The sequence below is a fragment of the Paenibacillus sp. P4_E11 genome (genome assembly GCF_056401635.1).
In genome coordinates this window covers 20,990-46,094 of the sequence record NZ_JBFUIX010000011.1, presented here as the reverse complement: position 1 = coordinate 46,094, position 25,105 = coordinate 20,990, and the positions used below count along the sequence as shown (strand labels likewise).

At 51.4% G+C, this 25,105-nt stretch carries 24 protein-coding genes and 1 pseudogene; 9 read left to right on the top strand and 16 right to left on the bottom strand.

Annotated elements, in window-relative coordinates; translation table 11 throughout:
• Positions 1-1,313 precede the first annotated feature (1,313 nt).
• From AC1DWB_RS07070 to AC1DWB_RS07060, 3 genes are all read left to right on the top strand, one after another.
• Entirely contained in the window at positions 1,314-1,634 is a 321-nt protein-coding gene (locus tag AC1DWB_RS07070; protein WP_477540335.1) for a sigma factor, read from the top strand.
• A gap of 72 nt (positions 1,635-1,706) precedes the next feature.
• Positions 1,707-1,880, top strand: a complete 174-nt coding sequence (locus AC1DWB_RS07065) for a sigma factor-like helix-turn-helix DNA-binding protein (RefSeq protein WP_477540334.1) — start codon at positions 1,707-1,709, stop codon at positions 1,878-1,880.
• A complete protein-coding gene (locus tag AC1DWB_RS07060) occupies positions 1,873-2,910 on the top strand; it encodes a DUF5643 domain-containing protein (RefSeq protein WP_477540333.1) in 1,038 nt (345 codons plus the stop codon). Before AC1DWB_RS07065 ends, AC1DWB_RS07060 begins: the two co-directional genes overlap by 8 nt.
• A 288-nt stretch (positions 2,911-3,198) precedes the next feature.
• On the opposite strand, the gene ppnP is transcribed toward AC1DWB_RS07060, so the two are convergent.
• The 5 genes from ppnP to AC1DWB_RS07035 all read right to left on the bottom strand — a co-directional run bounded on the left by ppnP (position 3,199) and on the right by AC1DWB_RS07035 (position 7,370).
• Entirely contained in the window at positions 3,199-3,510 is a 312-nt protein-coding gene (ppnP, locus tag AC1DWB_RS07055; protein WP_477540332.1) for a pyrimidine/purine nucleoside phosphorylase, read from the bottom strand.
• Positions 3,511-3,601: 91 nt separating this feature from the next.
• Positions 3,602-5,620, bottom strand: coding sequence for a transketolase (tkt, locus tag AC1DWB_RS07050; RefSeq protein ID WP_477540331.1), 2,019 nt, complete (start codon positions 5,618-5,620; stop codon positions 3,602-3,604).
• Positions 5,621-5,785: 165 nt separating this feature from the next.
• Positions 5,786-6,670 (bottom strand): helix-turn-helix domain-containing protein, encoded by an 885-nt coding sequence (locus AC1DWB_RS07045; RefSeq protein ID WP_477540330.1) that lies wholly within the window; start codon positions 6,668-6,670, stop codon positions 5,786-5,788.
• Positions 6,671-6,885: 215 nt separating this feature from the next.
• Positions 6,886-7,017: a hypothetical protein gene (locus AC1DWB_RS07040; protein ID WP_477540329.1), complete on the bottom strand. Its 132-nt coding sequence runs from the start codon at positions 7,015-7,017 to the stop codon at positions 6,886-6,888.
• Positions 7,014-7,370, bottom strand: a complete 357-nt coding sequence (locus tag AC1DWB_RS07035; protein WP_477540328.1) for a 7TM diverse intracellular signaling domain-containing protein — start codon at positions 7,368-7,370, stop codon at positions 7,014-7,016. The genes AC1DWB_RS07040 and AC1DWB_RS07035 overlap by 4 nt, the downstream gene beginning before the upstream one ends.
• Positions 7,371-7,373: 3 nt before the next feature.
• Between AC1DWB_RS07035 and AC1DWB_RS07030 the strand changes: the two genes are divergently transcribed.
• Positions 7,374-7,559, top strand: a complete 186-nt coding sequence (locus AC1DWB_RS07030) for a hypothetical protein (protein ID WP_477540327.1) — start codon at positions 7,374-7,376, stop codon at positions 7,557-7,559.
• A 177-nt stretch (positions 7,560-7,736) separates the two neighbouring features.
• Here AC1DWB_RS07030 and AC1DWB_RS07025 read toward each other — a convergent pair whose 3' ends face one another.
• Positions 7,737-8,594: an AraC family transcriptional regulator gene (locus AC1DWB_RS07025; RefSeq protein ID WP_477540326.1), complete on the bottom strand. Its 858-nt coding sequence runs from the start codon at positions 8,592-8,594 to the stop codon at positions 7,737-7,739.
• A 160-nt stretch (positions 8,595-8,754) separates the two neighbouring features.
• On the opposite strand from AC1DWB_RS07025, the gene AC1DWB_RS07020 reads away from it, so the two are divergent.
• The 4 genes from AC1DWB_RS07020 (at position 8,755) to AC1DWB_RS07005 (ending at position 13,251) form a co-directional block, all read left to right on the top strand.
• Positions 8,755-10,164 carry an ABC transporter substrate-binding protein gene (locus AC1DWB_RS07020; protein ID WP_477540325.1) on the top strand — a complete coding sequence of 470 codons (1,410 nt, stop codon included), beginning with the start codon at positions 8,755-8,757 and terminating at the stop codon, positions 10,162-10,164.
• A 266-nt stretch (positions 10,165-10,430) separates the two neighbouring features.
• The gene (locus tag AC1DWB_RS07015; protein WP_477540324.1) at positions 10,431-10,988 is read left to right on the top strand and encodes an AraC family ligand binding domain-containing protein; all 558 of its coding nucleotides are present in this window, start codon (positions 10,431-10,433) and stop codon (positions 10,986-10,988) included.
• The gene (locus AC1DWB_RS07010; protein ID WP_477540392.1) at positions 10,874-11,131 is read left to right on the top strand and encodes a helix-turn-helix transcriptional regulator; all 258 of its coding nucleotides are present in this window, start codon (positions 10,874-10,876) and stop codon (positions 11,129-11,131) included. Before AC1DWB_RS07015 ends, AC1DWB_RS07010 begins: the two co-directional genes overlap by 115 nt.
• A gap of 125 nt (positions 11,132-11,256) precedes the next feature.
• Positions 11,257-13,251: a beta-galactosidase trimerization domain-containing protein gene (locus tag AC1DWB_RS07005; protein WP_477540323.1), complete on the top strand. Its 1,995-nt coding sequence runs from the start codon at positions 11,257-11,259 to the stop codon at positions 13,249-13,251.
• Positions 13,252-13,347: 96 nt separating this feature from the next.
• Here AC1DWB_RS07005 and AC1DWB_RS07000 read toward each other — a convergent pair whose 3' ends face one another.
• The 9 genes from AC1DWB_RS07000 to AC1DWB_RS06960 form a co-directional block, all read right to left on the bottom strand.
• Complete coding sequence (locus AC1DWB_RS07000) at positions 13,348-14,301, bottom strand: hypothetical protein (protein WP_477540322.1); 954 nt, start codon at positions 14,299-14,301, stop codon at positions 13,348-13,350.
• Positions 14,302-14,667: 366 nt separating this feature from the next.
• Entirely contained in the window at positions 14,668-15,021 is a 354-nt protein-coding gene (locus AC1DWB_RS06995; RefSeq protein WP_477540321.1) for a hypothetical protein, read from the bottom strand.
• 171 nt (positions 15,022-15,192) lie between these two features.
• Positions 15,193-15,945 (bottom strand): amino acid ABC transporter ATP-binding protein, encoded by a 753-nt coding sequence (locus tag AC1DWB_RS06990; RefSeq protein ID WP_477540320.1) that lies wholly within the window; start codon positions 15,943-15,945, stop codon positions 15,193-15,195.
• 58 nt (positions 15,946-16,003) lie between these two features.
• The gene (locus tag AC1DWB_RS06985) at positions 16,004-16,717 is read right to left on the bottom strand and encodes an amino acid ABC transporter permease (protein WP_477540319.1); all 714 of its coding nucleotides are present in this window, start codon (positions 16,715-16,717) and stop codon (positions 16,004-16,006) included.
• Positions 16,718-16,739: 22 nt separating this feature from the next.
• Positions 16,740-17,441, bottom strand: coding sequence for an amino acid ABC transporter permease (locus AC1DWB_RS06980; RefSeq protein ID WP_477540318.1), 702 nt, complete (start codon positions 17,439-17,441; stop codon positions 16,740-16,742).
• 5 nt (positions 17,442-17,446) lie between these two features.
• The gene (locus tag AC1DWB_RS06975) at positions 17,447-18,349 is read right to left on the bottom strand and encodes a transporter substrate-binding domain-containing protein (protein WP_477540317.1); all 903 of its coding nucleotides are present in this window, start codon (positions 18,347-18,349) and stop codon (positions 17,447-17,449) included.
• Positions 18,350-18,376: 27 nt separating this feature from the next.
• Entirely contained in the window at positions 18,377-19,744 is a 1,368-nt protein-coding gene (locus AC1DWB_RS06970) for an LLM class flavin-dependent oxidoreductase (RefSeq protein WP_477540316.1), read from the bottom strand.
• Positions 19,741-21,060, bottom strand: a complete 1,320-nt coding sequence (locus AC1DWB_RS06965; protein WP_477540315.1) for an NtaA/DmoA family FMN-dependent monooxygenase — start codon at positions 21,058-21,060, stop codon at positions 19,741-19,743. The genes AC1DWB_RS06970 and AC1DWB_RS06965 overlap by 4 nt, the downstream gene beginning before the upstream one ends.
• A gap of 266 nt (positions 21,061-21,326) precedes the next feature.
• Complete coding sequence (locus AC1DWB_RS06960; RefSeq protein ID WP_477540314.1) at positions 21,327-22,181, bottom strand: sulfurtransferase; 855 nt, start codon at positions 22,179-22,181, stop codon at positions 21,327-21,329.
• A 180-nt stretch (positions 22,182-22,361) separates the two neighbouring features.
• Here AC1DWB_RS06960 and AC1DWB_RS06955 point away from each other — a divergent pair, with 180 nt between their 5' ends.
• Complete coding sequence (locus AC1DWB_RS06955; RefSeq protein ID WP_477540313.1) at positions 22,362-23,570, top strand: helix-turn-helix domain-containing protein; 1,209 nt, start codon at positions 22,362-22,364, stop codon at positions 23,568-23,570.
• 155 nt (positions 23,571-23,725) lie between these two features.
• Here the strand turns inward: AC1DWB_RS06955 and AC1DWB_RS06950 are convergent.
• A pseudogene (locus AC1DWB_RS06950) lies at positions 23,726-24,531 on the bottom strand (5-oxoprolinase subunit C family protein).
• Positions 24,532-25,105 lie beyond the last annotated feature (574 nt).

The following is a 25,105-nucleotide window of genomic DNA, read 5'->3' as shown; positions in this document are numbered from 1 at the left end:
TCGACCAACCTGGATTGGATGTACTATACGATGTAAATCAAGCCTTTGCTTCGCTACCGGGTAGCCAACGAATTCCTCAAAGAAGTGCTGCTCTATATTCGAGGCATATTTCATCTCATCCGAAAGCACGTAGCTGCGGGCGGCCGAAAATGTCAAGATGGGGAATTCCACCCAGAAGCGGATCATTACCAAAAGGTGCCGATCCCGATGAACAGCAAGGAGCCTTACGGCACGGTATTGTTCTTGGTGAAGGAAAGCTCACTTCACATGTGTCCTTAAGGAGACGATCAATGACCTAGTTCCAGGCACAACTTTCTCAACATGCCGATCCCCATACACCGGAGAGTTCTTCCGTGTTGCACTTCCAAGGGCTTCACACGTTCCATGGCCTTCGCCCAACATATCGGGGCTCGGCTCTCTCTTGTCCCTTTCGGGTCTTTTTTGACGGTGCGGCAGGATTCACTTCGTGTTACGGCCTGCTGATTTGCTCGCACCTCCACAGGAGGTACTTTGTCACAGGGCTTCAACCTTAGGATCTCTCCACCAGTTGCCTGTCTGCTACGAGGCGACTTGGCTCCTACCTCGATCGGACTCGCACCGACTAGTTGTGCCTAGCTTGGCTAGGCGCGCATATGTTAAGAAAAACCTGACCGGAAGAGCATCGGTCAGGTCCTTCGTCGGATGAGTTCAGTTAGCGCGCGGGTGGGCAGGCAGATGGGTTCCGACCGCTGTTGAAATCGGATTCCTTGGATTGTAGAGTGGCCAGGTTGGAATCCTTTTTCAAAGGCGGACGCTGACGCTTCTCCACTCCATCTGCCTGCCCTCTCTCGTTCTTCTTTCGTTTTAGGAGTATCGTTTTCCAAATGGCATCTACTCATTCCGGAATGCTGCAAATGTGCAGGATTTTATCGACAATATCTCGATTTCGCTCGAACTACGGCTAAAATGCTGCACTTTCGCAACAATATCGAGCTTTCGGATGCTAACGGGCACGATAGTTCAATCATAACGGCAGCCGACACACGAATCGGCTGCTGTTTCCTTGAACGGGCAGAATATACTTTACATTTCTCAATCGGCAGCCTCGTTCATCTATCAGGCAGATTAGCCTGGTACGATATATGAATAAACTAATGCCTGGTCGGCAACTCGTTCCGCTAACGGGAGATTTGTTTAACATATCTCGTTGACATACATGCTGTGTATGGTAAGGGTTTCAAACCAATGACAGAGCTATGGATTCATTATAAGCTGAAAAAAATGACCCTTCTCGTTACGTCTGAAACGTATTAGTTAGGGAGGTGAGAGTTACCATGATCAAATACATATTGGCTGATGAAAGTAGAATAAAACCGAGGACAACACGACAGGAGGACGTGACATCAAGTTTTATTGAAGGGTTAATCTCGGATTATCAAAGTGAACTACTTCACCTGGCGATGTCTTATTTGAATGACTATCAGTTAGCGCAGGATTGCATACAGGAAATATTTATTACAGCGTTTCATAAAGTTGATCCTGAAAAAGAAAGAACTGCAATTCGAAAATGGTTAAAGATGTGCACGATAAACCGCTGCAAAAGTATGATTCGATCATCTTTCTGGAGGAGATTCATTTTTTTGGATAATGATTAAATTACTGCAGTATCGTCTTCCAATACAGACTATTATTCGGGTTTGGACGAAACAGGTGTATTTGAGGAAGTTATGAAACTCTCCATTAAGTACCGTGAAGTTATTGTTCTACGTTATTATCAGGAAATGACCCTGCAGGAAATCTCCTCAGTTTTAAAAATCAGTAGTGAGGCCGCTAAGACTCGGCTCAGAAGGGCAAAGGAACAACTAAAGGTAATGATTAAAGGAGATGGTATAGATGAATAAAGTGGATGAGCTACTAAAACGTAGCGCACACATGGTGAATCAGAAGCAACTAACTCTGGAAACACGGTTGCTTGAGAGAGAACCAGTGTATAGACGAAAAAACAAACGTTTTGCAGCATTGTGTTTATCCTTGTTACTCTTGTTCACTATTGTCACGATTTCATTATCCCCTCAAGTCTTAGCTTATGTGGTTAATTTATTACAATTGAATAGTCACTTTCAGCAAGTAGTAGAAAAAGGAGTAAGCACTTATCTGGGGAAAGCGGCATCGAAGGAAGGTATTACATTAAGTATGGAAAATTTGTATGTTGACCAAGGTGAACTTGTGTTCGATATGGTTCAATCTTTTTCAGAGGATCTGGCTAACAAACCAGTTTTAAATTCAAATGATGTTCAACTCTTTATTAACGGTAGAAAGCTCGCTTTTCACTCAGGTGGGGAATTTCAAGCCCTTAAGGATGGTAGTTATGGGGGGATAATTTATTTCCAAAGTAATTACGGTTATGAGGGAGGGCAGAAGTTGGTTCTACCAAACGAATTTAATCTCACTGTTAAAGTAGATAAAATAGAGAATATTCAGGGTGATTGGACTATTGAGTTACCGGTATTCCGTAAATTGTCGGAAATGGCTACCAGAACTTTTGAACCAGTTGTATCAAACAAGGTAAATGATATCACGATAACAGTGTCAAAAGTGGTGATGACGCCACTCAGTACCTCGATTGATTATGAAATTACCGTGCCCGAAAATTACTCGTTTACCGATCCTTCTTCGATCAGCCAAATTGTAGTAGAAGACGATAAAGGAAATATTATGGGACAAGGCCATGTTACAGGGGAAACAAAGAAAGAGAGTCAAGTGAAAATACTCCACTTTACAAGTGAGATTCTACGAACGCCTAACGAAATTCCAAAACAGTTGGTCATCATTCCGCAACGTGCTGTTGAAGAAAGGCGTGATAATTCTGTAATTTACTACCGTGGAGAACCAATAGAAGAATTGAAGTTTACTGTTCCCTTGCTTAAATAACACATTTAAACCACCTATCCACTTTTCTGGAAAGGTGGTTCTTGTTCATGGTAAAAAAGAGGGCTTCAACCTTAGGATCTCTCCACCAGTTGCCTGTCTGCTACGAGGCGACTTGGCTCCTACCTCGATCGGACTCGCACCGACTAGTTGTGCCTAGCATGGCTAGGCGCGCATATGTTGAAAAAGCACCTGATCGGTTCACCGATCAGGTGCTTTGGTGCATGGCGTTCAGTTAGGTGCGTGTGAAGAGCGCCAAGGTTTCGTGCGTCCCCGGCAAAAAGCCGCAGCTTAACCGAACGAGCAGCAGTAATCCGTTACCGTCTTCACATCCAACTTGAACGTGGTGTTAGCCGCCACTTCAAACTGTGTGCCTGGGCCGAACGCTTTCCATTCGGTCTCACCTGGTAACAGCACCAGCAGTTCGCCTGAGTAGAATTCCATAATCTCCTTCGTATCGGTGTTGAACTGGAATTGACCGGGCAGCATTACGCCCAGTGTCTTCTTAGTGCCGTCAGGGAAGATCAATGTGCGGCTTGTTACTTTTCCTTCGAAATACACGTTACATTTGTGCAGAACCGTTACATTCTCGAATTGGGACATGGGTTAGTTGCTCCTTTATTAGATGAGTAGTCAAAGAATGAATGCAAGAAGGGCCGGCGCATATACGGGCCGCCGGCCCTGAAAGGCGCTACTACAGCAGCGCTTTAACTTTAGCTACTACGTTCGCCACGGTGAACCCGTATTCGGCGATGATCTTGTCCCCCGGCGCAGATGCACCGAACGTGCTGATGCCGAGAATCGCGCCGCCGTCGCCGACATAGCGCTCCCAGCCGAGTGGATACGCCATCTCAACCGCCAGGCGAGCCTTAACCTCCGGCAGAATGACGGAGTCTTTGTACGCTTGCGGCTGCTTCTCGAACAACTCCCAGCTCGGCATGCTGACGACGCGGACTTGGATGCCTTCCGTCGCGAGCTGTTTCTGGGCTGCAACGGCGAGTTGCACCTCCGAGCCCGTCGCCAGGATCTGTGCTTGTGGCTTGCCGTTCTCGGCATCCGCAAGCACGTAAGCGCCGCGGCCGATGTTCGCGAACGCAAGCTCGTCGCTTCCCGGCAGCACTGGCAAGTTCTGGCGCGTCAGCACGAGTGCGAACGGCGTGTCGTTGTGACTCAGCGCATACTGCCACGCGGCCGACGTCTCGTTGGCGTCCGCCGGACGCAGTACCGTGACGCCCGGGATCACACGCAGCGCAGGCAGCTGTTCGATTGGCTCGTGCGTTGGTCCGTCTTCGCCGACGCCAATGGAGTCGTGCGTTAGCACGAAGATCGCGGGCAGCTTCATCAGAGCAGCTAGCCGCACAGCCGGGCGCAAGTAGTCGGAGAACACGAAGAATGTACCTCCGAATGGGCGCAAACCGCCGTGCAGCGTCATGCCGTTCAGGGCGCAGCCCATCGCGAATTCGCGGACACCGAACCAGAAGTTGCGGCCGCCATAGTTCGCCGCGCTGTAGTTGCCAGCATCCTTGATCATCGTATTGTTCGAGCTCGCCAAGTCGGCAGAGCCGCCGACAAGATAAGGAACTCGCTTTGCGATCGCATTCAGCGCATTGCCGGATGCCGCACGGGTAGCAAGCGGCTTGTCCGCCGGCGTATACTTCGGCAGATCCGCATCCCAGCCTTCAGGAAGACGGCCGCTTGTAGCGTCCTGGAACTGCTTGGCCAGCTCTGGGTAAGCTTGGCTATACTCCGCGAACAAAGCGTTCCAAGCAGATTCTGCTTGCTCGCCATTAGCCTTCACCTTCGCATACTGGGTACGAACTTCATCCGGCACGAGGAAATCCGGCTCTTCCGGCCAACCATAGAACTGCTTCGTTAATTTGGTCTCTTCCTTGCCAAGCGGAGAACCGTGAGGTCCTACGTGTCCGCCCTTGCCGCCTTTGTTAGGGCTGCCGTAGCCAATCGTCGTCTTCACTTCGATCAGCGTAGGACGTGTCGTATCGGCTTTGGCTTCGCTCAGCGCACGGTCGATCGCGCCTAGATCGTTCTGGTCTTCGACACGAAGCACTTGCCAGCCATAAGCTTCGAAGCGCTGTTGTACATTTTCAGAGAAGGACATGTTCAAGTCGCCATCGAGCGAGATATCGTTGGAATCGTACAACACGACCAATTTGCCGAGCTTCAAATGACCCGCAAGGGAAACGGCCTCCGACGAAACCCCTTCCATCATATCGCCGTCACCACAAATTACATATGTGCAGTGGTCCATTACATTGAACTTGTCACGGTTGTATGTCGCGGACAATTGAGCCTCTGCCATCGCCATCCCAACCGCCATACCCATCCCTTGTCCGAGTGGTCCCGTTGTTGCGTCAACACCAGCCGTGTGGCCAAACTCCGGATGACCCGGTGTGCGGCTGCCCCATTGGCGGAAGCTCTTGAGATCGTCGATCGTAACGTCATAGCCGCACAAGTGCAGCAGACTGTAGAGCAGCATCGAACCGTGTCCTGCAGACAGCACAAAGCGGTCGCGGTTGATCCAGTTCGGATTCGACGGATTGTGGTTCATTTGCTGCGTCCACAGCACGTAAGCCATTGGAGCTGCGCCCATGACCATGCCGGGATGACCGGAGTTTGCTTTCTCGATCGCATCAATAGCAAGCGTGCGTATCGTGTTGATCGACAGTTGATCGATCGTTGGATTGAGTGGTGACATGAATGTGTTCCTCCTAATATTCATTTCTATTATGTAAAAGCTTGAGGCTGAATCTCCTACACTTATGAGGCCATGAGCCGTCTGTGTACTTGCATTATTGTATCATTTGCTTTCGTGCTTTGCTACTGTACTTGCTTGAAATTTGTAGTAAAGTACCGTCCAGCCTCACAGCACTTCAAGTCCATGCCGCTCTCCATCCGCTTGTCGGTAAGCCCCGGGACTTAGTCCCATCTTCGTCCGAAACATCCGAATGAAGTAGTTATCATCGGAATACCCCACTTGGGCGCCAATCTCGCCGACAGTCAAGGAAGTATGACGAAGCAGCCGCTTGGCCTCTTCAATTCGCAAAAAATGCTGATACTTGAGCGGGCTCATGCCCGTGTGGCGCTTCAAGCAGCGAGCTGCGTAATCGAAGTTGTAATGAAGCGACCGCTCCAGCTCCTCAGCATCGAACGGCTCTCGAAACCGCTGATGCAGCACCTGCTTCAACTGCTCGCACATCCTCATCGAACGGGACATCTGCTTATTCCGAAGCCCTTCTTGCAGCCGGACAAGCAACTCGGCGAGCTTCGCATGCAGCAGCATGGCGTTCTCCCGGCATAAGGTACGATGAATCTCCACCATCTCCTCCAATAGAGGAATGGTTGCGTCCAGATCGATATTCGCATACTTGGGTAAATACACATGCTGCTCTGTCGGGACGATGTCTCGATCGGTGCCTTGCGGCAACATGGACGACCAGGTGACGGATTCCAGCGCAATATTGCGATATGCAGCTTCCTGTTTCAGATGAAGCCAGTATACCTCCGTATTGTCCGTGCACCCCTGATGCCCCCAATGCTCCAAGCCGCCTTCCAAGATCAGAAGCTGTCCAGGCTGGATCGCATAGGGCTGCCCTTCCTCTGTCATATAAAGTGTACCGCGAACCACGATAAGCAGATCGAACAGCCCGAATCGACGTTTGAAATGCTGGTCACCGGGTCTCCACACTGCATGCCCTACTGTTAACAGTTGGGGCAACGGCGGAATCTTCATTTCTAAGACCTGCAAGAGTGCCCCTCCTTTTCAAACATTTGAACAATTTCCACTCTTAGTCGATAATGTGCTACCCAAGATCACTTTGTCTACTATTGTACCAAGTTCCACCGAATTATTGTAGATGATTATAGATGTGCAGAAAGACCGCTCTTAGTCCACCTGGACTAAGAGCAGCCTCTGCGTACTATTTGAGTGCGGGGAACCAGAGCACGATTACACCTTACTTCTCAGCGAATGGTGAATAGCTTCCACCACTCCATCCCAGGCCCGTGCATTTGCGTGAACCGCGCGCCTCCTTCGTCAGTAGCCTTACGAATCTGATAGGCCCACGCTTCCTCTTCCGGCCAGGATTTGGTCAAGACATCTTTCTGGTGGTCCCTTGGAAAGCTTCAGTCGTATAATAAATATAGTGCGCCGGCGCCAGAAGCAGAAATGCCGAATAAAGGCCAAGCACGGTTATATATCCATAAAACAGCTTGCCGCGTTTGGTGCTTCCGGAAAAGCTTCTGCCCATAAGCAGCATGAAGAAAGACAGCCACATATAAGAGAGAAGCCTGATTTTCAAGGACCATGTGTAATTAATGGGGAACCAAAGCAACAGCAGCTTATCATGATCGGACACAATCGAAAGGCCGACGGCCACAAACAGTAGAAGAAATACGAGAAACGTCCTCTGCCGGGTGCTGAACGCGTACAGGATGATGGCGTACAAGCCATGCAGCAGCAGAACGACAAAGGTAACGAGCTGAAACCCGATCGAGTACCAACGCTCGGAGTCGATGGCCGCCTGCGAGCCGAAGTGGATCGTTCTAACGATTCCGCCATTCAGCGGTTGATCGAAATTGGCTGTCCGAATGCGTTGGCAGTTTACCCGTTGATTTCAACAATCGACGAGGCTTGAATTTCCTCAATCCAGAATCCACAAGGCTGATCAAGGGGCTGATCGACCAGGATACGCAGTCTGTACGTTCCGTAGCCGAACGACGAAGAACGTCCGCTTTCGGACAAAGCGCCGCTCCAATCGCCCGGCACCTGAATATAGCGACGACCCGCGAAAGGCAGCTGCATGCGAAATCAGTTAATGATGACGGTATTGCTTCGGCGTCATGCTCATTCGTTTTTTGAATATTCTGCAAAAATAGTTAAAGTTCGGCCATCCCGATTTTTCGCCGATTTCCTGCACCGATCCGGCCGTCGTTTTCAGCAGGATGCACGCTTGCTTGATACGCCGGTCTGTCAAAAACTCCATAATCGTCTTGCCGGTCGTTTGGCGAAATATAAACGACGCATAATTCGGAGATATATGCACCGCCTGGGCTAACGCTTCAAGCTGAAAATCCTGCTCATAATTTTCGTTAATCCACCGGATCATTTTCGCTACAGTCGGTGCGGCGTCCTGTTTTTTCTGCTTCGATACAATTCCCGTTTTCCATATCGGATACAAGTAGTGAAATACGTTTATGAGGAACAGCGCATTGCCCTCCATCTGACTAGGGAAAGGATAGCGCTTCAGCCGCTCGTAATTGTCTCGAAGAAACTGTTCGAAGTTTTTCCAATCCGGAATATGCTGCACTTGGGCGATCGATGCGTCGTTGCATAGGTAGTCGTGAAATTGCTGCAGCTGCGGAAGCGCTTTCAAATGTTCTGAGAAATAGCTGTACTCGTACTTCATCAACGATCGGATATATGGTTTTCCCGGACTGATCTGCATTTGCAAATAATGCGATTGGTACGGCTTGAGGAAAATCAATGTACCAGGCTTCACTTCATATATACCCTGCTCCAGTATGATCTGCCCTGACCCTTCATGTACAAAAATCATTTCAATACCGGGATGGAAATGATTTAGCCGCTTGAAATACCGGGAATTGTCAAAAAGCATATCGAGCTTAATCGGGGAGTAAATCAGAAATGGGCAATGCTCGAAAATCAACATAATTCCTCCGATAACATTCGACGTATTTTATTACCATTTTACCATAACAAATTGCAACTTTCATATACCGAATTTATGATATTCTCAGGTTGTACGGCTAATATCGCATAATGGATAGAGCGCTTCCATATGCGCTCAACTAAAAAGGGAGGCATCGAGAATGGTTAACAACAGAACTAAAATCGAACATGCGGATAGTCGCGGCAAAAAAAATGAAAAAAATAGCAGCTATGGAGCGAAAGTGGTTAAATTTGCCAAAAATGCCGTAATAATCGGATTGCTCGCCGCTGTAGCGTCTGCATGCTCGGGCGCAAGCACCGGGGGGAATAAGACCGCCGGAACAAGTGACAGCGGCAAAGCTCCGGAAGTGAAAACGAAAGAGCCGGTCGATCTTGTCTTCTACCAAACCTCAAGCGGTTGGACCGAAGCTATGTTTATGGAACAGTATGGAGACGCGATAAAAGCAAAATTCCCCCACATGAATATAAAATTTATCCCGAGCGCGAAAACGGCCGATTTGGTTGCAACCGGAACGACTATTGACGTTTTGTTCTCGTCAGTCGGGCATATTCATGCGCACCTGATAGCGAATAACCTGCAGTACGATATGACGGATCTGATCAAAAAGAACAATTATGATTTAAGCAAACTAGAGCCTTCAACGGTTGATCTCATGAAAAAAATCGCTAATGGCGGAATGTACGGACTGCCGGTTACGAATGCAGTAAGCGTACTGTCCTATAATAAAGATTTGTTCGACAAATTCGGGGTCAGTTATCCGAAAGATGGAATGACATGGGACGAAACCTATGAATTAGCCAAAAGGATGACGAGGCTCGAAGGCGGCGTGCAGTATCGCGGATTCGTCTCCTCGGTCGATCATATCGCGCAGACGAACCAGTTATCTGCAGGATATGTCGATCCGAAAACGGATAAGGCTTTGTTCAACACCAATGCAAATTGGAAAAAAATAGTAGATAATCTCGCCCGTTTTTATAAAATTCCGGGCAATGAAGTAGATTCCAAGACAGGCGTCTTACTTGCGCAAGTGGACGCTTTCCGAAAAGATATGACAGTAGCGATGATGGCTCATCTTCTTATACCCGACAAAACGGACGCGATAAAAAACTGGGACATGGTTAAGCTCCCGGAGTTTAACGAGCTTCCCGGCGTCGGCTCGCAGCCTTATCCGACCTATTTCGACATCACGACGATGAGCAAGCATAAGGACGATGCGTTTGAAGCAATCGCTTACCTAACGTCGGAAGAATTCCAGTTGAAACTGGCTAAGCGCGGAGACTTACCTGTTCTTAAGAGTCAAGCGGTACGCAATGCTTTCGGACAAGAAGTGGAGCATTTGAAAGGGAAAAATATTAAAGCGCGGCTTCCCGAGAAGCTGGCCGAGCCTATGGCGATGACAACCTACGATACTCAGGCAAAAGTAAGGTGGGTTGGCAATATGAACCAAATGATTACAGGAACATCAAAAGATGATGTCAATACACTGCTGAGAAAAGCGACAGAAGAAACGGATAAAGATATAGAGACTCTCAAAGCATCGAAAAAGTAAGCCGTACACGCTCGAAAGCAACTCGCTTTTGGGGGACTCACAGTTGTTGGGGGCTCCCCCAAAAGTACTCGGAATTCGCTTCGAAAGGATATCTTCACTTTTGGGGGACCTACAAAAGCTCAGCCAACGAAGCAGTCGGCTGAGCTTTTACCATTTTTTTGCCAAACAGCGCTCTTTTCTCCCGCTTGTAAGTGGCCACTCTGGACAATGTAGGAGTGGGGACAACTGGAGTGTGAACGGGTCTGGATCTTTCGCCGTTTGCCTTCTTGCGCCATACCGGACATTACACTATACATTTCTTAAGGGAAGGGCGTGTCCTATTCAATGACGGGAATAATGAAGTGGTGCTGGGCCGTGGAGATATGTTCTGCAAGTTCCCTGACGAATTGTATTCGTACCGAATTGCTCCTGGCGAAGCACCGCTTAGAATGTTCTGGGTTGCCTTTAATGGAAGCCAAGTGCCTGAATTGATGACAATGGCCGGCTTTTCCCGCCAGAATACTTATCGCCGTAAAGTGCTTGACCTCGATATGGAATCGATCTTACATCAATTGACCCAGATCCCGAATGACTTCGACAAAAAGCAGCTTGTTCAATGGAGCGGACTCATGTACCGGATGTTCGTAAAGCTGTTCCCAGCACAGAATGCGGCGACGACCACACTTACTCCCGATGCCTGGCTTCGCAAGAGTCTGGACTTCATCCAAACCTGCTACCCCGAGAGGATATCCGTTACGTCGGCATTCACCGAACACATTTCTCCAAGACATTCACCGAACATATCGGCATTCCACCTGTGCAATATTTACAGAACGTCCGCATGAACAAGGCTATACAGCTACTGCAACATACATCGTTCTCGGAAACGGATATTGCGCTGTCCGTCGACTATCTCGATCTGGTCCCCTTTACCCGGGCGTTTACGAAACAGTATGGACAACCTCCGAGACGTTCCCGCAACAAATAGATGACCCCTTAGTCGAAAATGTGCTACTCAAAGTCGGTTGGTTGTCTATTACAGACCGTTCAACCGTTATATGGTAGACTCGTACCCTCCATACATCCCCACAATGAAAAAAGGAGCTGTTCTGTATGCGATTTCGACAAGTTCATTTGGATTTTCATACTTCTGAGGCGATTCCACAGATCGGACAACATTTTTCCAAGCAGCAATTCCAAGCAAATCTTAAGCTGGGGCACGTCGATTCGATAACGGTCTTCTCCAAATGCCATCATGGCTGGGCGTATCATCCCTCTGAAGCCAACGAAACTCACCCTGGATTAACGATCGATCTGCTGGGCGAGATGATTGAAGCGGCGCACGAAATCGGCGTCAAGACGCCCGTGTACATATCCGCTGGACTGGACGAGAAGCTAACCCGCCGGCATCCGGAATGGCTCATTCGTGATGAGAACGATCGAACCCGCTGGGTCGACAGTTTCATGAAGCCCGGCTATCATGAATTTTGCCTGAATTCACCTTACCTGGACATACTGATCGCTCAGATTGAAGAAGTGGTGAGCCGGTATGACGCGGACGGCATCTTCCTTGACATCGTGAACGTTCGGCAATGTTACTGTCATACATGCGTAGCCGCTCTCCGGGCTGAAGGCCACGATCCGCGCGATAAGAGTGCAGCCCGCGACCTGTGGGAGCGCACGTACGCTAACTATACGAAACGCGTTCGCGAAGCGATTGACCGCATCAAGCCGGGTTTGCCGGTGTTCCATAACGCAGGCCATATTCGCAGCGGAAGACGTGATTTGGCGTTTATGAACAGTCACTTGGAGCTAGAATCTCTGCCTACAGGCGGCTGGGGCTACGATCACTTCCCGCTCTCAGCGCGGTACGCACAAGGCTTGGGAATGCCGTTCCTTGGGATGACCGGTAAGTTCCATACCACCTGGGGTGAATTCGGCGGCTTCAAGCATCCGAACGCGCTGCGGTATGAGACGGCCCTCAGCATCGCGAATGGCGCCCGCTGCTCCATCGGCGATCAGTTGCATCCGAACGGTCTGATGGACGAGACGACTTACCGCCTGATCGGCGCGGCCTATGAAGAAGTGGAGCGCAAGGAACCGTGGTGCACGGATGTCACTGCTGTAGCGGATATTGGCCTACTGGGTGTTGAAGCGTTGAAATCCGCGCTCGACCAAGAAACCGCGCGTGTCGGACATTCTGACGCAGGTGCTGTACGCATGCTACTCGAAGGCAACTTTCTGTTCGATGTGATCGACTGGATGAGTGACTTCGACCGCTACAAGGTACTGATCTTGCCGGATCAGATTACGTTGACCGCCGAATTGGCCGATAAGCTGAACCGCTACTTGGCGAATGGGGGCAAGCTGCTTGCAACGGGGCAATCCGGCTTATATGTAGAAGAGTCCATCCCTGCCGGTGCCGATAACAGCGGGTTCGCCATTGATCTGGGTGTGAAGTGGATCGGAGAGAACCCATACAAGCCGGATTACTTCCAGCCGCATTTCCCACTGGCCAGTCTCGGGAACGGTACATTCATCTTCTACTCGCAGGGTCAGCAAGTAGCGTTAACGGAAGGCGGCACCGAGCTGGGTATCCGACAAAATCCGTATTTCAACCGCGATGTGTTCACATTCAGCTCGCATCAGCATACGCCGAATGATACACGTAATGTTGGACCGGGAATGGTCGAACATCGCCATGGCATCTACATCGCTTGGAACGTCTTCGAGGACTATGCGGTTAAAGGCAGTCTAACGTTGAAAGAAACCGTCATCCATGCACTCAACCTGCTGCTGCCTGACAAGACCATTCGTACCAATCTGCCAGCGCAAGGGATCGTGATCTTGATGGAGCAACCGGCTGAGCGTAGATATGTGAACCATCTGCTCTACGCCTCACCGGTTAAACGCGGGAATGGTGTCGAAGTGATCGAAGACATCTTGCCGTTGTTCGGTATCGAGGTGAGTGTGAAGCTTCCTTCTGCACCGAAGCGTGTGTATGTGGCCCCTGAAGGGCAAGAGCTAGCCTTTGATTGGAACGGAAGCCGAGCCGCCTACACATTGCCGCGACTAGAGTGTCATCAGATGGTCGTGCTGGACGTATAGGTAGGTGGAAGTAAAAGCAGTTGTGTGAGAGATCTCTTGCACAACCGCTTCCTTTTTCGGCTTAAGCCTCGATATGTCCAACCTTGATGCTACCAATCATCCCTTGTCAGCGCAGACGCTGCGGATGACCTCAACGGCATGATGAAAGGCGCGAGCCTTGTCCGCATCCTGGAACAGAGGAGCTCCGGCGAACAATTGAATGCCCCATGAAGGAACGCCTGGAGTCGCAGTTTGGTGTAGACTATTCGGAAAATCCAAGGCGTCCAGAATCAGCTGCACTTTGCTGTCGACGGGTACAAATTCAGGCGAGCGATTCAGCCATTCCCGCCCCCATTGCGGACTCTGTCCACTTTTCTCGCAATAGATTAGCGGGGTGAACACATCGATCGATTCCGCCAGCAAGGAGTAGTCCTGCGCGAATATACGGGTCAGCGCCCCCTCGAATTGCTCAGGCGTCCATGGGCACATGTAAGCCCCCACCACACAGTCAGGCAGCTTGCTCTTGATCAGATCGGCATAATGCCGTGCGTAGGCAGCTATTGTCTTGCATTTGTGCGTCTTCCACTCTTCGGAGTAGTTGGACAATATGTCTTCCGGAGTTGCAGCATCTATGCCTGCTGTCTGGCAAAAATTCTCGATACATGCGGAGCAAAGGCAGCTTTCCTGCAGGTCCGGCTCTGACGTCTCGAACCACCCGGCATACGTTAAATAATCGAGCCAAATCCCTCGGGGCTTATACGTCTTCAAACCAGCGAGCAATTGCTCCTCGATTTCCATTAAGTAGTCTTTGCGTGATAAGCAAATGCCCTGCACCAACCGTCCATAACGAATCGGCTTGCCGTCTGCTCCAATCGGGATCAGCTCCGGACGCTTCTGGTAATCGGCGCGAAACGTCTTGAACTCCACGCAAGCTTCCAGGTCACGCGTCGCACAATCGTCAAATGAAGGCTCATGAAAGCCGTGAAACCATACAGCGTTCACTCCGTAATCTTTCACGTGCATGGGAAGCTGCGCACTTCCGTACGGCCCGAACAATAAAGGGATCGACATTCCAGATTCTCCTATCTGATTCAGCTATTACAAATATTATAGCACGGCACAGTCCGCCTGTTGCACCATGAACCTCAACCTCCACGTAAGAAAAACCGTCCGGTTCCCGGACGGTCCTTGGTGGTTGCATTTAGTTAGCGCGTGGAGCGGGCATAGGAGGAGATTCCGACCTTTGTTGAAATTTTGTTCCTATGATTGTATTTATTAGCGGTGGGAATAACATTTCAAAGACGGACGCTCCGCTTCTCCACCCCCTCCCACACCCTCTTTCGTTCTTCTTTCGAATTCCAAGTGGCACCTTCTAATTCCGAAAAGATGCAAGGCTGGTTCCCCGTTACTACCCCATAAAAAGCCATACTAAACCAATCAAATTACTATTAAACACACTTCCACCCGATTCCGCCAAATGTACAGCAACGCACCAACTATACTCCCATTCCAGCTCCATAACCCCTCATTCTCTTCTACTCCAAACGCAGCCAACCTCACCCGGTCGCCCGCCTGCAGTAAAGTGACGGAATCAGTGTCCTTCGGGCGGAACAGCCGGATCGATGTGTCGGCCGATGCGAACGACAAGACCGGAGTCCCCAGCCGCTCAATGACGAACGTCACATGATACTCGAAGAGCTTAATCTTCGCTTCCTGCATGGCGATCCCTTCGTCCTGCGTTAAATCCCAGCGGTCCGCTCTCTGTGATAAATCACTTCTTACTCCTGTCATCCCGCCAGTATACAAAAAGCACCCACAACCTAAACACCTTGTTTCAATGTGTTCAGTCTATGGGTACCCATTCAATCGAGGACAAGCGGTCTCCTTACGATCTATATTGGAGTTTATGATACCAGCCGGAGCACGGGGCGCGATAACGAGGCTTTTTCCAGCATCCCTGCTTTAGATGGAGTAGTTCAGCTCCGGTCTAATCCGCTTGAGGAATTGCTTGGTCCGCTCCTCTTTCGGATCACCGAACAGCTCGTTCGGCTTGCCTTCCTCCACGATTACACCTTCATCCATAAATACGACATGACCTGCAACATCCTGTGCGAACCCCATCTCATGGGTAACGATTATCATCGTGATCCCTTCCTTGGCAATTTTACGAATCACCGACAATACCTCACCCACCAACTCCGGGTCCAGCGCAGAGGTCGGCTCGTCAAACAAAATCACTTCGGGATTCAGCGCCAGCGCCCGAGCGATGCCCACCCGCTGCTGCTGGCCACCGGATAATTGAGACGGATAAGCGTCAAGCTTGTTCGCAAGCCCTACCTTGTTCAACAGCCCGACGCTCCTTTCCCTAGCCTCTTCCTTAGCAACCTTCTTAACGACCACGAGACCTTCCATCACATTCTCCAGCGCGGTCTTATGCTTGAACAGATTGTACTGCTGGAACACCATAGCCGACTTCTGTCGCAGCTGATGAATGTCCTTCTTGCCCGCACGCTTGCAGTCGATGGAGAAATCCCCAATGGATATGCTGCCTTCGTCCGGCTTTTCAAGGTAGTTCAAGCAGCGCAGCAGCGTAGTTTTACCAGAACCGCTAGGCCCAAGAATAGCGACAACCTCACCTTTCCGCACGGTCAAATCGATGCCCTTCAGCACTTGATTGCGGCCGAACGATTTTTTTATCTTTGTCATTGTAATCATGCCGTGCCACCTCGGTTGTAGAATCAGTTTGCCACGCTTGCCAATCACCAATCACCATTCACACTATTACCCTTCTTTCATGGCGGCTGTACCTGGTCTCAAGCCAGGCGAAGAGTCTCTCGCAGGTCCAACAAATGACCCAGTAGACGACAGAAGCGTCAAAATACATTTCCAAGTAGCGATAGCCGTCGCCTGCCACAATTTTGGCATGGGCCATAACCTCAACAACCTTGATTGCAAAGGCAAGCGACGTTCCTTTAATCAGATTGATAAAAATATTACCCAAATTCGGGAGAGCAACCACAAACGCCTGCGGAGCTATAATTCGGAACAAGGCTTGCGACGTGGTCATCCCGACCGAAAGCCCCGCCTCCATCTGCCCGGAATCCGTCGCGCTCAGCGCCCCGCGAATTACCTCCGACTGATAAGCCGCCGAGTTGATCGTAAACGCGAGCAAGGCGAAGACCAGAGGAGACATTTCCTGAATCGGCAAATGCCAGCCCCATTCCCGGTTCAGCATGTCGATGAGGAGCGGAGTACCGTAGAACACGACATAGATCTGCACCAACAGGGGCGTTCCCCGAATGAAGGAAACGAACAGCACGCTCAGCTTATCCAACACCGGCACTTTATAAATTCTGCAAAGGGCGATGATAAGTCCTAGGAGCGTACCCAGAAGCATCGAGGTGACCGCCACGAGCAGTGTCCAAGGTACGCCCTTCAGCACCTCCGGGAATTTCTCAATCGCGAATGCTATGCTGAAATCAGCCATTCGGCTCTCCTCCCTTCATCCCTTATCTTGCAATGCCGACATGGCCTTTTTTCGTAATCTTCTCCAATCGACCGAATCCCTTCTCAATGACGATGCTCAGTACCCAATAAATCAGCGAAACCAAGATATACACTTGAAAAATGTTCGCGCCATAGTTGTTTCCCAGCATAATCTGCACTTGACCCATCATGTCCGTAATCCCGATTGAGAAGGCTAATGACGTTTCCTTCAACAAAATGAGGACATTGTTGCCCAGATTAGGGATCGCGATGCCGAAAGCCTGGGGTAGAATGATCCGTTTGAGCGATTGACCGTAACTCATTCCCACGCTGTATGCGGCCTCCTGCTGACCGCTGCCTACCGCCAAGTAGGCGGATCGGATGACTTCGGAGAAGTAAGCCGCGCTGTGCAGCGAGAAGGTGATCACGGCAAAAATGATTTTGTCCCAGTCGTTCACATCGACCCCAACCAAGATCAGCAACTTCGGCAGCCCGTAATAGATTAAGAAGAGCTGAACGATGGTCGGGGTGCACCGCATGAAAGATAAGTAAAACGTGGCGATTGCGTAAGGAATCTTTCTTTTTTGAATCCGAATAAGGGCGATGACCAATCCCAACAATAGACCAAATAGAAGGGATAGGCTCAAAATCGTCAATGTAACAGGCAATCTCTCGGCAATTCGCAGGACCAGCTTCAGAGTTGTTTCGATTCCGGCGCCGTTCATGGCCGTTAGTTGTCTTTCCGGAATTTATAGCCCTGCTGCACATACTCCAGGCTCTTATAGACATCCACTTTGAACCATTTCTCCGAAAGTTTCGGCAGCGTACCGTCCTTGATCAGCTCTACTGTAGTCGAGTCGATCTTCTGGGAAAGCTCCTTCTGATTTTTGTTGAAGATCAAATACACCGGTTCTTTCGAAATCACTCCGCCAACCTTCAAGTTCAAGTTCAACTTCTTCACGGCATCCTCAAAATGATTCACATTGAGCAAATGGGCGTCATACTTGCCGGATTCGACAAGCTTCAAATCTTCGACGGGTGTCGTTTTTTCCACGTCCTCGATCTTGATTTCCTTGCCCGGGTGCTTGAGGTTGTAGTCTTTCAGAATGTAGCGGAACCCGGAAACCGGAGTCATCGGCACCAATTTCTTGCCTACCAAGTCATCCAAGGTCTTGATATCGTTCCGGTCCGGCTTAACGGCCAGAGCTGTAATCGAATAACCGAACTCTTGCTGCGGGTACAAATATTTTTGCTCCCGCTCCGGATTTTTGAACCAGAAGTTGGCTGCGAACGCATACTTGCCGGAGTCCGTGCCTATCAACTGGCCTTCGTTGTCGACGGCCTCGTACTCGAACTTATATTCCGGCAGCTTCTTCTCCAGCTCCTTCAAGTAATCAATGATAAAGCCCGCCGGCTGATTCTTCTCATCGAGAAAACTGAACAACGGCACGGGTACGGTGTTTAAGGCCGCTTTCATGACTTTAGGCGCCGGTTTGGCGGTGGTCGATGCGGTATTGGGCGCAGCCGTATTGGTTGAGCCACTCCCCGAGGCAGTGGTGGCCGCTTTTCCGCATCCAGCTAGGATCGTAAGAAGCACCATGGTAACAATGAGGTGAAGACGAGCTGTTTTCATTTTGTTGTTCCTCCTGAACTTGTATTTTTATAGGGATGTCATCTTACTGAGCGCTGACCCCGACCAGCGATTGGCCGGACGGGCCAACCCCAGATGCTCGCGCAGCGTATTCCCGGCATAGTCGGTGCGATATCGGCCTCTTTTTTGCAAAATCGGCACGACTTGATCGACAAACTCCTCCAAGCCGCGAAGATAGTGGGAGGGCATAATGTTAAATCCGTCACACGCTCCATGGTCCAGCCAATGTTCCATCAGATCCGCTAGCTGCTCCGGCGTTCCCGCGAACGTATGATGACCGCCTGCTGCTACGACGTGCTTGCTCATTTGCCTAACGGTCAGGTGCTCGCGTTGCGCCAAATCCTTCAACAGCTGCAGGCGGCTTTTCTTATTGTTGTTGGCTTCCGCATTGATTTCCCAGTACGGGAACGGGCCGTCCAGCGGATACGAAGACAAGTCGACATCGATTGTGCCTGACAAGGTTTTCACAGCGATCTCCGGCAAGACCAGCTCATTGAACATCTCCTCGCGCTGTTTCGCCTCGCGTTCCGTAGATCCGAGAATGGGAGCGAGCCCGGGCAATATATGAAGCTGCTCCGGCCTGCGTCCGTATGTCTTCAACATCCCCTTCAGATTGGCATAGTAGGCTTGGGCGTAATGAAGGTTGTCTTGAGCGGTGAAGACGACTTCGGCTTTCTGGGCCGCGAACTGAAGGCCGCTTCCCGATGACCCCGCCTGAAAAAGCACGGGATGTCCTTGAATCGGACGGGGAATGTAAGAGGAGCCGCTTAGCGAGAAATAGGTGCCTGAATGATCGATATCGTGCACTTTGTCCGGATCGATATACTGACCGGAGCTTCGCCTTGCGAGCAGAGCGTTGTCTTCCCAACTGTCCCAAAGCTTCATGGCGACTTCGACGAATTCATTCGCGCGATGATACCGCAAGGTGTGGTCCATATGGGCTTCCTTGCTGTATTGGGACGCGATGCGAGGATCCTGGGACGTCACCATATTCCAGCCTGCCCGGCCTCCGCTCAAGTGATCCAGGGTTGCGAATCTTGCGGCAACATGATACGGATCGTTGTACGTTGTAGACAGCGTAGCCGTCAGGCCGATCTTCTCCGTTACAGAAGCCATTACAGACAAGAGGGTAAGTGTATCCGGCGTGGGTATCGACCGTTCCTCCGCTACTTTCCCGTTCTGTTCGCCGATGGCGATCTGCTCTAGTACCAGGATCGTATCGAACTTCCCTCTCTCCGACAGCTTCGCAAAGTCTTGGTAGAAGGAAAGATCGAGCAGCCGATCGGCCTCGGTTTCCGGATGCCGCCACCCTCCTGTATGCTGGCCGGTATTTAAAAGAAAGACACCGAGATGCAGCTGTTTTGTGGCGTTATTCATTGTGACCCCTCCTTCCAGATTCGCCCATCTGCTGGAATCGGGAGTCCCAGATGGTCTCGTAGCGTAGTCCCTGTGTATTCGGTACGGACAAGGCCTTTGCGCTGAAGGATGGGAACAACTTGTTCGACAAATGCATCTAGTCCACACGGCAGCACGGAAGGAAGAAGATGGAATCCGTCGCTGCCGTAAGCGCGATACCACGCTTCCATCCAGTCGGCCAGCTGCTCCGGCGTCCCTATGAACACTTGGGTTCCATTTAGCTCCAAGGTCCGGCGGCTGAGATCACGCAGGGTAATTCCTGCGATTCCCGCTTCCTTAACGGCCTCACTAAGGCCAGGAATAGCGGGAAGTGGGCCGTCGAGTGGATACCCGGTCAAATCCACATTCAATAGATCAGACAATAAGGCGAGCCCTGCCTGCGGGTCGACTAGCTCCAGGAGCTCGGCGGCTTTGTTCCGGGCTTCTACTTCGGTTGCCCCTAGAATCGGTGTCAAGGTCGTCAACACCTTCACTCCATCTGGCGAACGTCCCTTCAAAACGCTACGGTTCCGGAGGCTGGCATAGAAATCTACTGCCGCCTCGATGGACGCTCGCGAGCTGAATATGATCTCAGCTGTATCGATATCCGTCTCGTTCCGATCGTCCAGCGTAGAGCTTTTGCCGATTCGAACCGGATATCCCTGAGGGGGCCTAGGGATGCTTAAGGGGCCCCGCACTTTGAAATGCTTCCCGGTGTGATGAATCAAATGCACCTTGTCAGCATCGATATAGCGTCCCTGCGACCTGTCGATAATGACTGCCCCCTCTTCCCAACTGTCCCACAGTCGCTCCGCTACTTCGACAAACTCTTGCCGACGCTCTAACCGCTCCGAACGGGACAGTTCGGATGGACCGCCGAGACGGCGCTTCGGCTCGAGGTGGTCTGCTTCGCTTGCCAGCCATGCTGTCCTTCCACCGCTGAGATGATCCAGCGCGGCCAACTGCCGCGCGACGGCGAACGGCTCGTTGACGGAAGTCGATACCGTAGCGCCAAGTCCAATGCGCTTCGTAACCGAAGCCAGCGTGCCAAGTAAGGTGAACGGTTCAAGGAGCAGCCCAGGTTCCCGGCCTGTTGCGCGGGTATGTTCGCCAATTGAAGTATGGTCCAGAACTAGCAGATCGAACTTTCCACGCTCAGCGGTTTGCGCCAGCTTGTAGTGATAGGCCAGCTCATGTAAGTTCCCCGGCTCGGCTTCGGGATGACGCCAGCTCCCCGGATGATAGCCGGCACCCTGCACGGACACCGTCAGATGCATTTGACCTGTTCTAACATTCACGTTTAACACCTGCCCTTAAAAAAATAAGAGGCCAAGACTTTCACCGCTTATCCGCGAAGTGAGAATCTTAGCCTCCGGTTGTCCGGTCAGCTCATTATTCAGATATTCCTTGCCCTGTGGCGATCGGATTGTCTGGATACGTAATCCAGTCGCTCCAGCTTCCGTTTACCCACATGGACAACTCTTGAAGTACTTTGTGGAGTGCAGGAAAATGTTACGAGCACGTGTTTGGTTCGAGCCACACTGTATTCTTAATCGATGTACGGTTATACGAACTTCGGTTTCTTTTCGTCTCCTGTCGCTATGGGGTTAGAAGGGTTAGAAATCCAGTCGCTCCAGCTTCCGCCATATAGTTTGACGTTAGGGAACCCAGCTTCCGTCAAGGTAAGGATGTTGGGACAAGCGGTAACGCCCGACCCGCAGTACACGACAATTTCCTTGGATGTATCCAGCCCTTTGAATATTTCTTTCAACTGCTCCGGTGTTTTTAAATGGCCATCCGCGGTAAAACCGCCTTTCCAAACATAGTTCACCGCACCAGGGATGTGGCCGCCCACCCTGTCGATCGGTTCCTCCAGACCTAGGTATCTTTTCTCTTCGCGCGAATCGACGAGTATCGTATCCGCTTGGCCCAACCTCTGCCTAACCTCTTCCGCGTTCAGCAGCCATCCTTCATGAAGATGTGGGTGAAATGTGCGTCCTATAGAAACAGGAGTCTCTGCCGTAACCTCGTAACCGAGACTCTTCCATCGAGCAAATCCGCCATCCAGCACATAAACGCCGTCATGTCCGTAATACTTCAAAATCCACCACAGGCGAGATGCCATCGCACCGCCCTGGTCGTCATAAGCGACGACGATTTGGTTCTTGTCGATCCCGGCATTTCCGAGCTTTGCCGCCAGTTGATGGACATCAGGCAGAGGATGTCTTCCGCCGTGTTCCTCGATTGGGTCGGATAAATCCCGTTCGAGATCAAAGTATACAGCTCCCGGCAGATGGCCGGTGTCGTAGGCCTCTTTTCCAGCTAATGGTTGGCCGAGCACAAACCGACAGTCAGCAATCACAATCTCTTGATGGTTCAATCGTTCTCGGAGCCATTCCGCGCTAACCGTGTTCGACATTCGGTTCATCTCCCTTCCTTTTGCAAAAAGATATTGATATGCGTGTATTCATATCGTTATACTAGGATTAATTCAAAGTAACATGTGCCCTTTACTCTGTCAACCGAATGCTAAAGATAGATGAACAATGACCAAAACTGACGAAAATGCCCATTTTATTACAGATCGGAGGTCTCGCCCATGCTCAAAGACCAACTCAATTTAATTCATATCCGGGAAGTCATGGATCAACTGGATGTCAGCCGCTCGACGATTGACCGTTGGCGCAAGAACAAGCAGCTGCCCAGCGTGAAGATCGGCAAAGAAATTTACTTTGACAAAAATGAAGTGATACGTTGGTACATGGCGTTCGGTCAATCGCGGCACATGTCCTCAGCCTCAATCTCAACCTCAAGCTCCACCGCCGTCGAGACCTTTACCATCGGATATACAACCGTGTCGACGCATATGTGGAGTCCGTTAATCGTGAAGGCATTCGGATTGCTCGAAGATGAACTCAAGCGCATCCGTCCCAAGGACCGGATCGAAATCAAGTGGCACCAAGCGAAGAATGGTATGGAGTTGGTTAAAGGGATGGTCGCTGGCCATATTCAGATGGCTACCTTTGGGGATTATGCCCTGTCAGTCAGCCATATGATGAGCATGCTACTGCCCGACTTCCGTCCGGTTCTGCTTGCTGCGGGAGGGAAGTCGGCGGACGGCAATGGGTTCAGACTGGTCGTTCCGTCCGACTTGAAGCTGCACCATATTGCCGAGCTGGCCACTCTGCCTATTGCGACTACATTCCGTACCAATGCGGAGTACCGATTAAGAAAGATGCTGGAGTCGCACAGCTTGCCTGAGCTGAACATCGTACACCGCTCCATCGAGGACAGCTTGGAAAGCTTGCGCCAAGGCAGGCTGAGCGCATCGATCATGTGGGAGCCGTTTCTTAGTCTTGTCCTGCATCAGGGAATCGGAAATTCGGTTTTCGATCAGGAGTTGGGGCTAGGCTTCATGACCGGCGTGGCCGCCGACGAACGTTGGGCACTCGCCCATGAGGATCTGACCGTCGCCTACTTAAAAGCGCATCTGCTCGCCAGCCGGCTGATCCGGGAGCAACCAAATCGGGCTGTGCAGGTATTTGCCAAGGAAACCGGATTTCCAACGGAAGTGATCCGTCGCTCCATCTCGAACATTCGATGGGATGCGGCTCTGTACCAGCATGACATGAAGCTGTTGAACAATTTTGACCCCTCCACTTACTTGGGCCAAGTCGTGCCCACGAAGACGAAGCTGGAGATCCGGTATAATACCAAATACCTCCGTATCGCTGCGCAGGAGTTGAAGCTCCCCGTTCTGCCGCAAGCCCCGATTGACGGCGCTTGGCAGAAGGACATTTATTATTGAGATGCGACGGGTGGGGCGGGCATTGCAAGGCTTTTTCCGAATCTATGCCATAAGAGGCGATGGCTGTGACCGAACGTCAACGTTACATTAATTAAAGAGGAACGGTTACTTACATTCAAGAGCGTGCCTTCCGTTCCCTGATCAACCTTTCATTTTTACCGGATTCCTGCCTTCAGGCGCTCCAGCTCCAGACGCTGAGCCAAGTACAGCCACTCCGCTTCCTCCGGATCGATCTCGACGAAGTGCAGCAATCCGCCAGGCGGCACTTGCGCGACGACAGGCAGATCGACCGCGGCCACCTGGGCGATGCGCGGATAGCCGCCGGTCGTCTGCCGGTCCGCCATGAGCAGGATCGGCAATCCGTCGGGCGGCACCTGCAGCGTGCCAGCCGTCACCGGCTCCGAGACGAGCTCCGCGCCCGGCTCGGCCAAGCGCAGCGTTGCCCCCGCCAGGCGGGCGCCCATGCGGTCGCTGCGCGGCGTCAGCACGTACGGTGCTGCCGTCAGCGTGAGCCGGCTCGCCGCGTCGAAGCGCTCGTGCTCCGCACCGCGTGTGACGCGCACCGCCGGTTGCGTCGCGTGCGGCGGCAGCGCTCGTGCGCTCGCGCTCCAGCGCGCCGCTGCGAACGGMGCGGACGGGCCTGCCGCGCTCGGCAGCCGCCGAGCCCGGCGCGCGCGAGCGTGCTGCGGCTGCCGAGCGCCGCTGGCACCGCTATGCCGCCTGCGGCGGCAAGGTAGGCGCGGCAGCCGCTGGCCGGCGCGCCGACAGCCAAGGCGCTGCCGCTCCGCACGAAGACCGGGCGCCATGGCGGAACGGCTTCGCCGTTCAGGCTGGGCGACWGGTCGGCGCCGCAGATGGAGATCAGCGCATCGGCCCGGAACTCCAGTTCCGGGCCGATGAGCGTGATCTCCAGCGCGGCGGCGCCGGGTGCGTTGCCGACGAGGGCGTTCGCCGTCTCCAACGCGAACGCGTCCAATGCAGAGCAACTTTATTGCTCTGCAACTCGATTCCTGCCGGGCTTCCTCAATGCTCGTGCCCGGAGGCTCCCCTCGAAGAGCTGTAAAGCGGTTTTTCCGGATATATCGGCAAGATCTCGATTTCGCCCGAACTACAGCTAAAATGCTGCACTTTCGCAGCAATATGGAACATTCGGATGCAAACGGGTCAAAAATCCTGTACTTTTTACAGGATTCTTGCGAATGAGCTCCACAACAATCACTTTCTGCATAGTACCAAATTCGCGAATCTCGACTGAACCCCATTTATTCGACTCATTCGAGCTTTACTGCATCCTTCAAGGCAAGCAATTAAGGGGATAGCTTCGGACTTCCCTAGAGCATCAATGCTTTAAGTACGGTGAAGAACTTAAACTTCCTTATATGTTAAGGATACGTCCTTTGACGTCGTGCGTTTGCCGAGACGATGAACAATCAGCGAAGTTGATCATTCTGAATCGTCGAAAAAGCCGCTAATCCTCATCATGATTCAAGAGGACGAGCGGCTTTCTTTCACGCGAGATCGTATAAGTCCCTGGT

Excerpts from the sequence above, each read along its gene's own strand:
- ppnP (WP_477540332.1), bottom strand. The coding sequence starts at position 3,510 with ATGTCCCAATTCGAGAATGTAACGGTTCTGCACAAATGTAACGTGTAT.
- AC1DWB_RS06955 (WP_477540313.1), top strand. The coding sequence starts at position 22,362 with ATGCTCAAAGACCAACTCAATTTAATTCATATCCGGGAAGTCATGGAT.
- AC1DWB_RS07060 (WP_477540333.1), top strand. The coding sequence starts at position 1,873 with ATGAATAAAGTGGATGAGCTACTAAAACGTAGCGCACACATGGTGAAT.
- AC1DWB_RS06980 (WP_477540318.1), bottom strand. The coding sequence starts at position 17,441 with ATGAACGGCGCCGGAATCGAAACAACTCTGAAGCTGGTCCTGCGAATT.
- AC1DWB_RS07065 (WP_477540334.1), top strand. The coding sequence starts at position 1,707 with ATGAAACTCTCCATTAAGTACCGTGAAGTTATTGTTCTACGTTATTAT.
- AC1DWB_RS07020 (WP_477540325.1), top strand. The coding sequence starts at position 8,755 with ATGGTTAACAACAGAACTAAAATCGAACATGCGGATAGTCGCGGCAAA.
- AC1DWB_RS06975 (WP_477540317.1), bottom strand. The coding sequence starts at position 18,349 with ATGAAAACAGCTCGTCTTCACCTCATTGTTACCATGGTGCTTCTTACG.
- AC1DWB_RS07030 (WP_477540327.1), top strand. The coding sequence starts at position 7,374 with ATGCAGCAGCAGAACGACAAAGGTAACGAGCTGAAACCCGATCGAGTA.
- AC1DWB_RS06970 (WP_477540316.1), bottom strand. The coding sequence starts at position 19,744 with ATGAATAACGCCACAAAACAGCTGCATCTCGGTGTCTTTCTTTTAAAT.
- AC1DWB_RS06990 (WP_477540320.1), bottom strand. The coding sequence starts at position 15,945 with ATGATTACAATGACAAAGATAAAAAAATCGTTCGGCCGCAATCAAGTG.
- AC1DWB_RS06995 (WP_477540321.1), bottom strand. The coding sequence starts at position 15,021 with ATGACAGGAGTAAGAAGTGATTTATCACAGAGAGCGGACCGCTGGGAT.
- AC1DWB_RS06985 (WP_477540319.1), bottom strand. The coding sequence starts at position 16,717 with ATGGCTGATTTCAGCATAGCATTCGCGATTGAGAAATTCCCGGAGGTG.
- AC1DWB_RS07000 (WP_477540322.1), bottom strand. The coding sequence starts at position 14,301 with ATGTCGATCCCTTTATTGTTCGGGCCGTACGGAAGTGCGCAGCTTCCC.
- AC1DWB_RS06960 (WP_477540314.1), bottom strand. The coding sequence starts at position 22,181 with ATGTCGAACACGGTTAGCGCGGAATGGCTCCGAGAACGATTGAACCAT.
- AC1DWB_RS07070 (WP_477540335.1), top strand. The coding sequence starts at position 1,314 with ATGATCAAATACATATTGGCTGATGAAAGTAGAATAAAACCGAGGACA.
- AC1DWB_RS07005 (WP_477540323.1), top strand. The coding sequence starts at position 11,257 with ATGCGATTTCGACAAGTTCATTTGGATTTTCATACTTCTGAGGCGATT.
- AC1DWB_RS07025 (WP_477540326.1), bottom strand. The coding sequence starts at position 8,594 with ATGTTGATTTTCGAGCATTGCCCATTTCTGATTTACTCCCCGATTAAG.
- tkt (WP_477540331.1), bottom strand. The coding sequence starts at position 5,620 with ATGTCACCACTCAATCCAACGATCGATCAACTGTCGATCAACACGATA.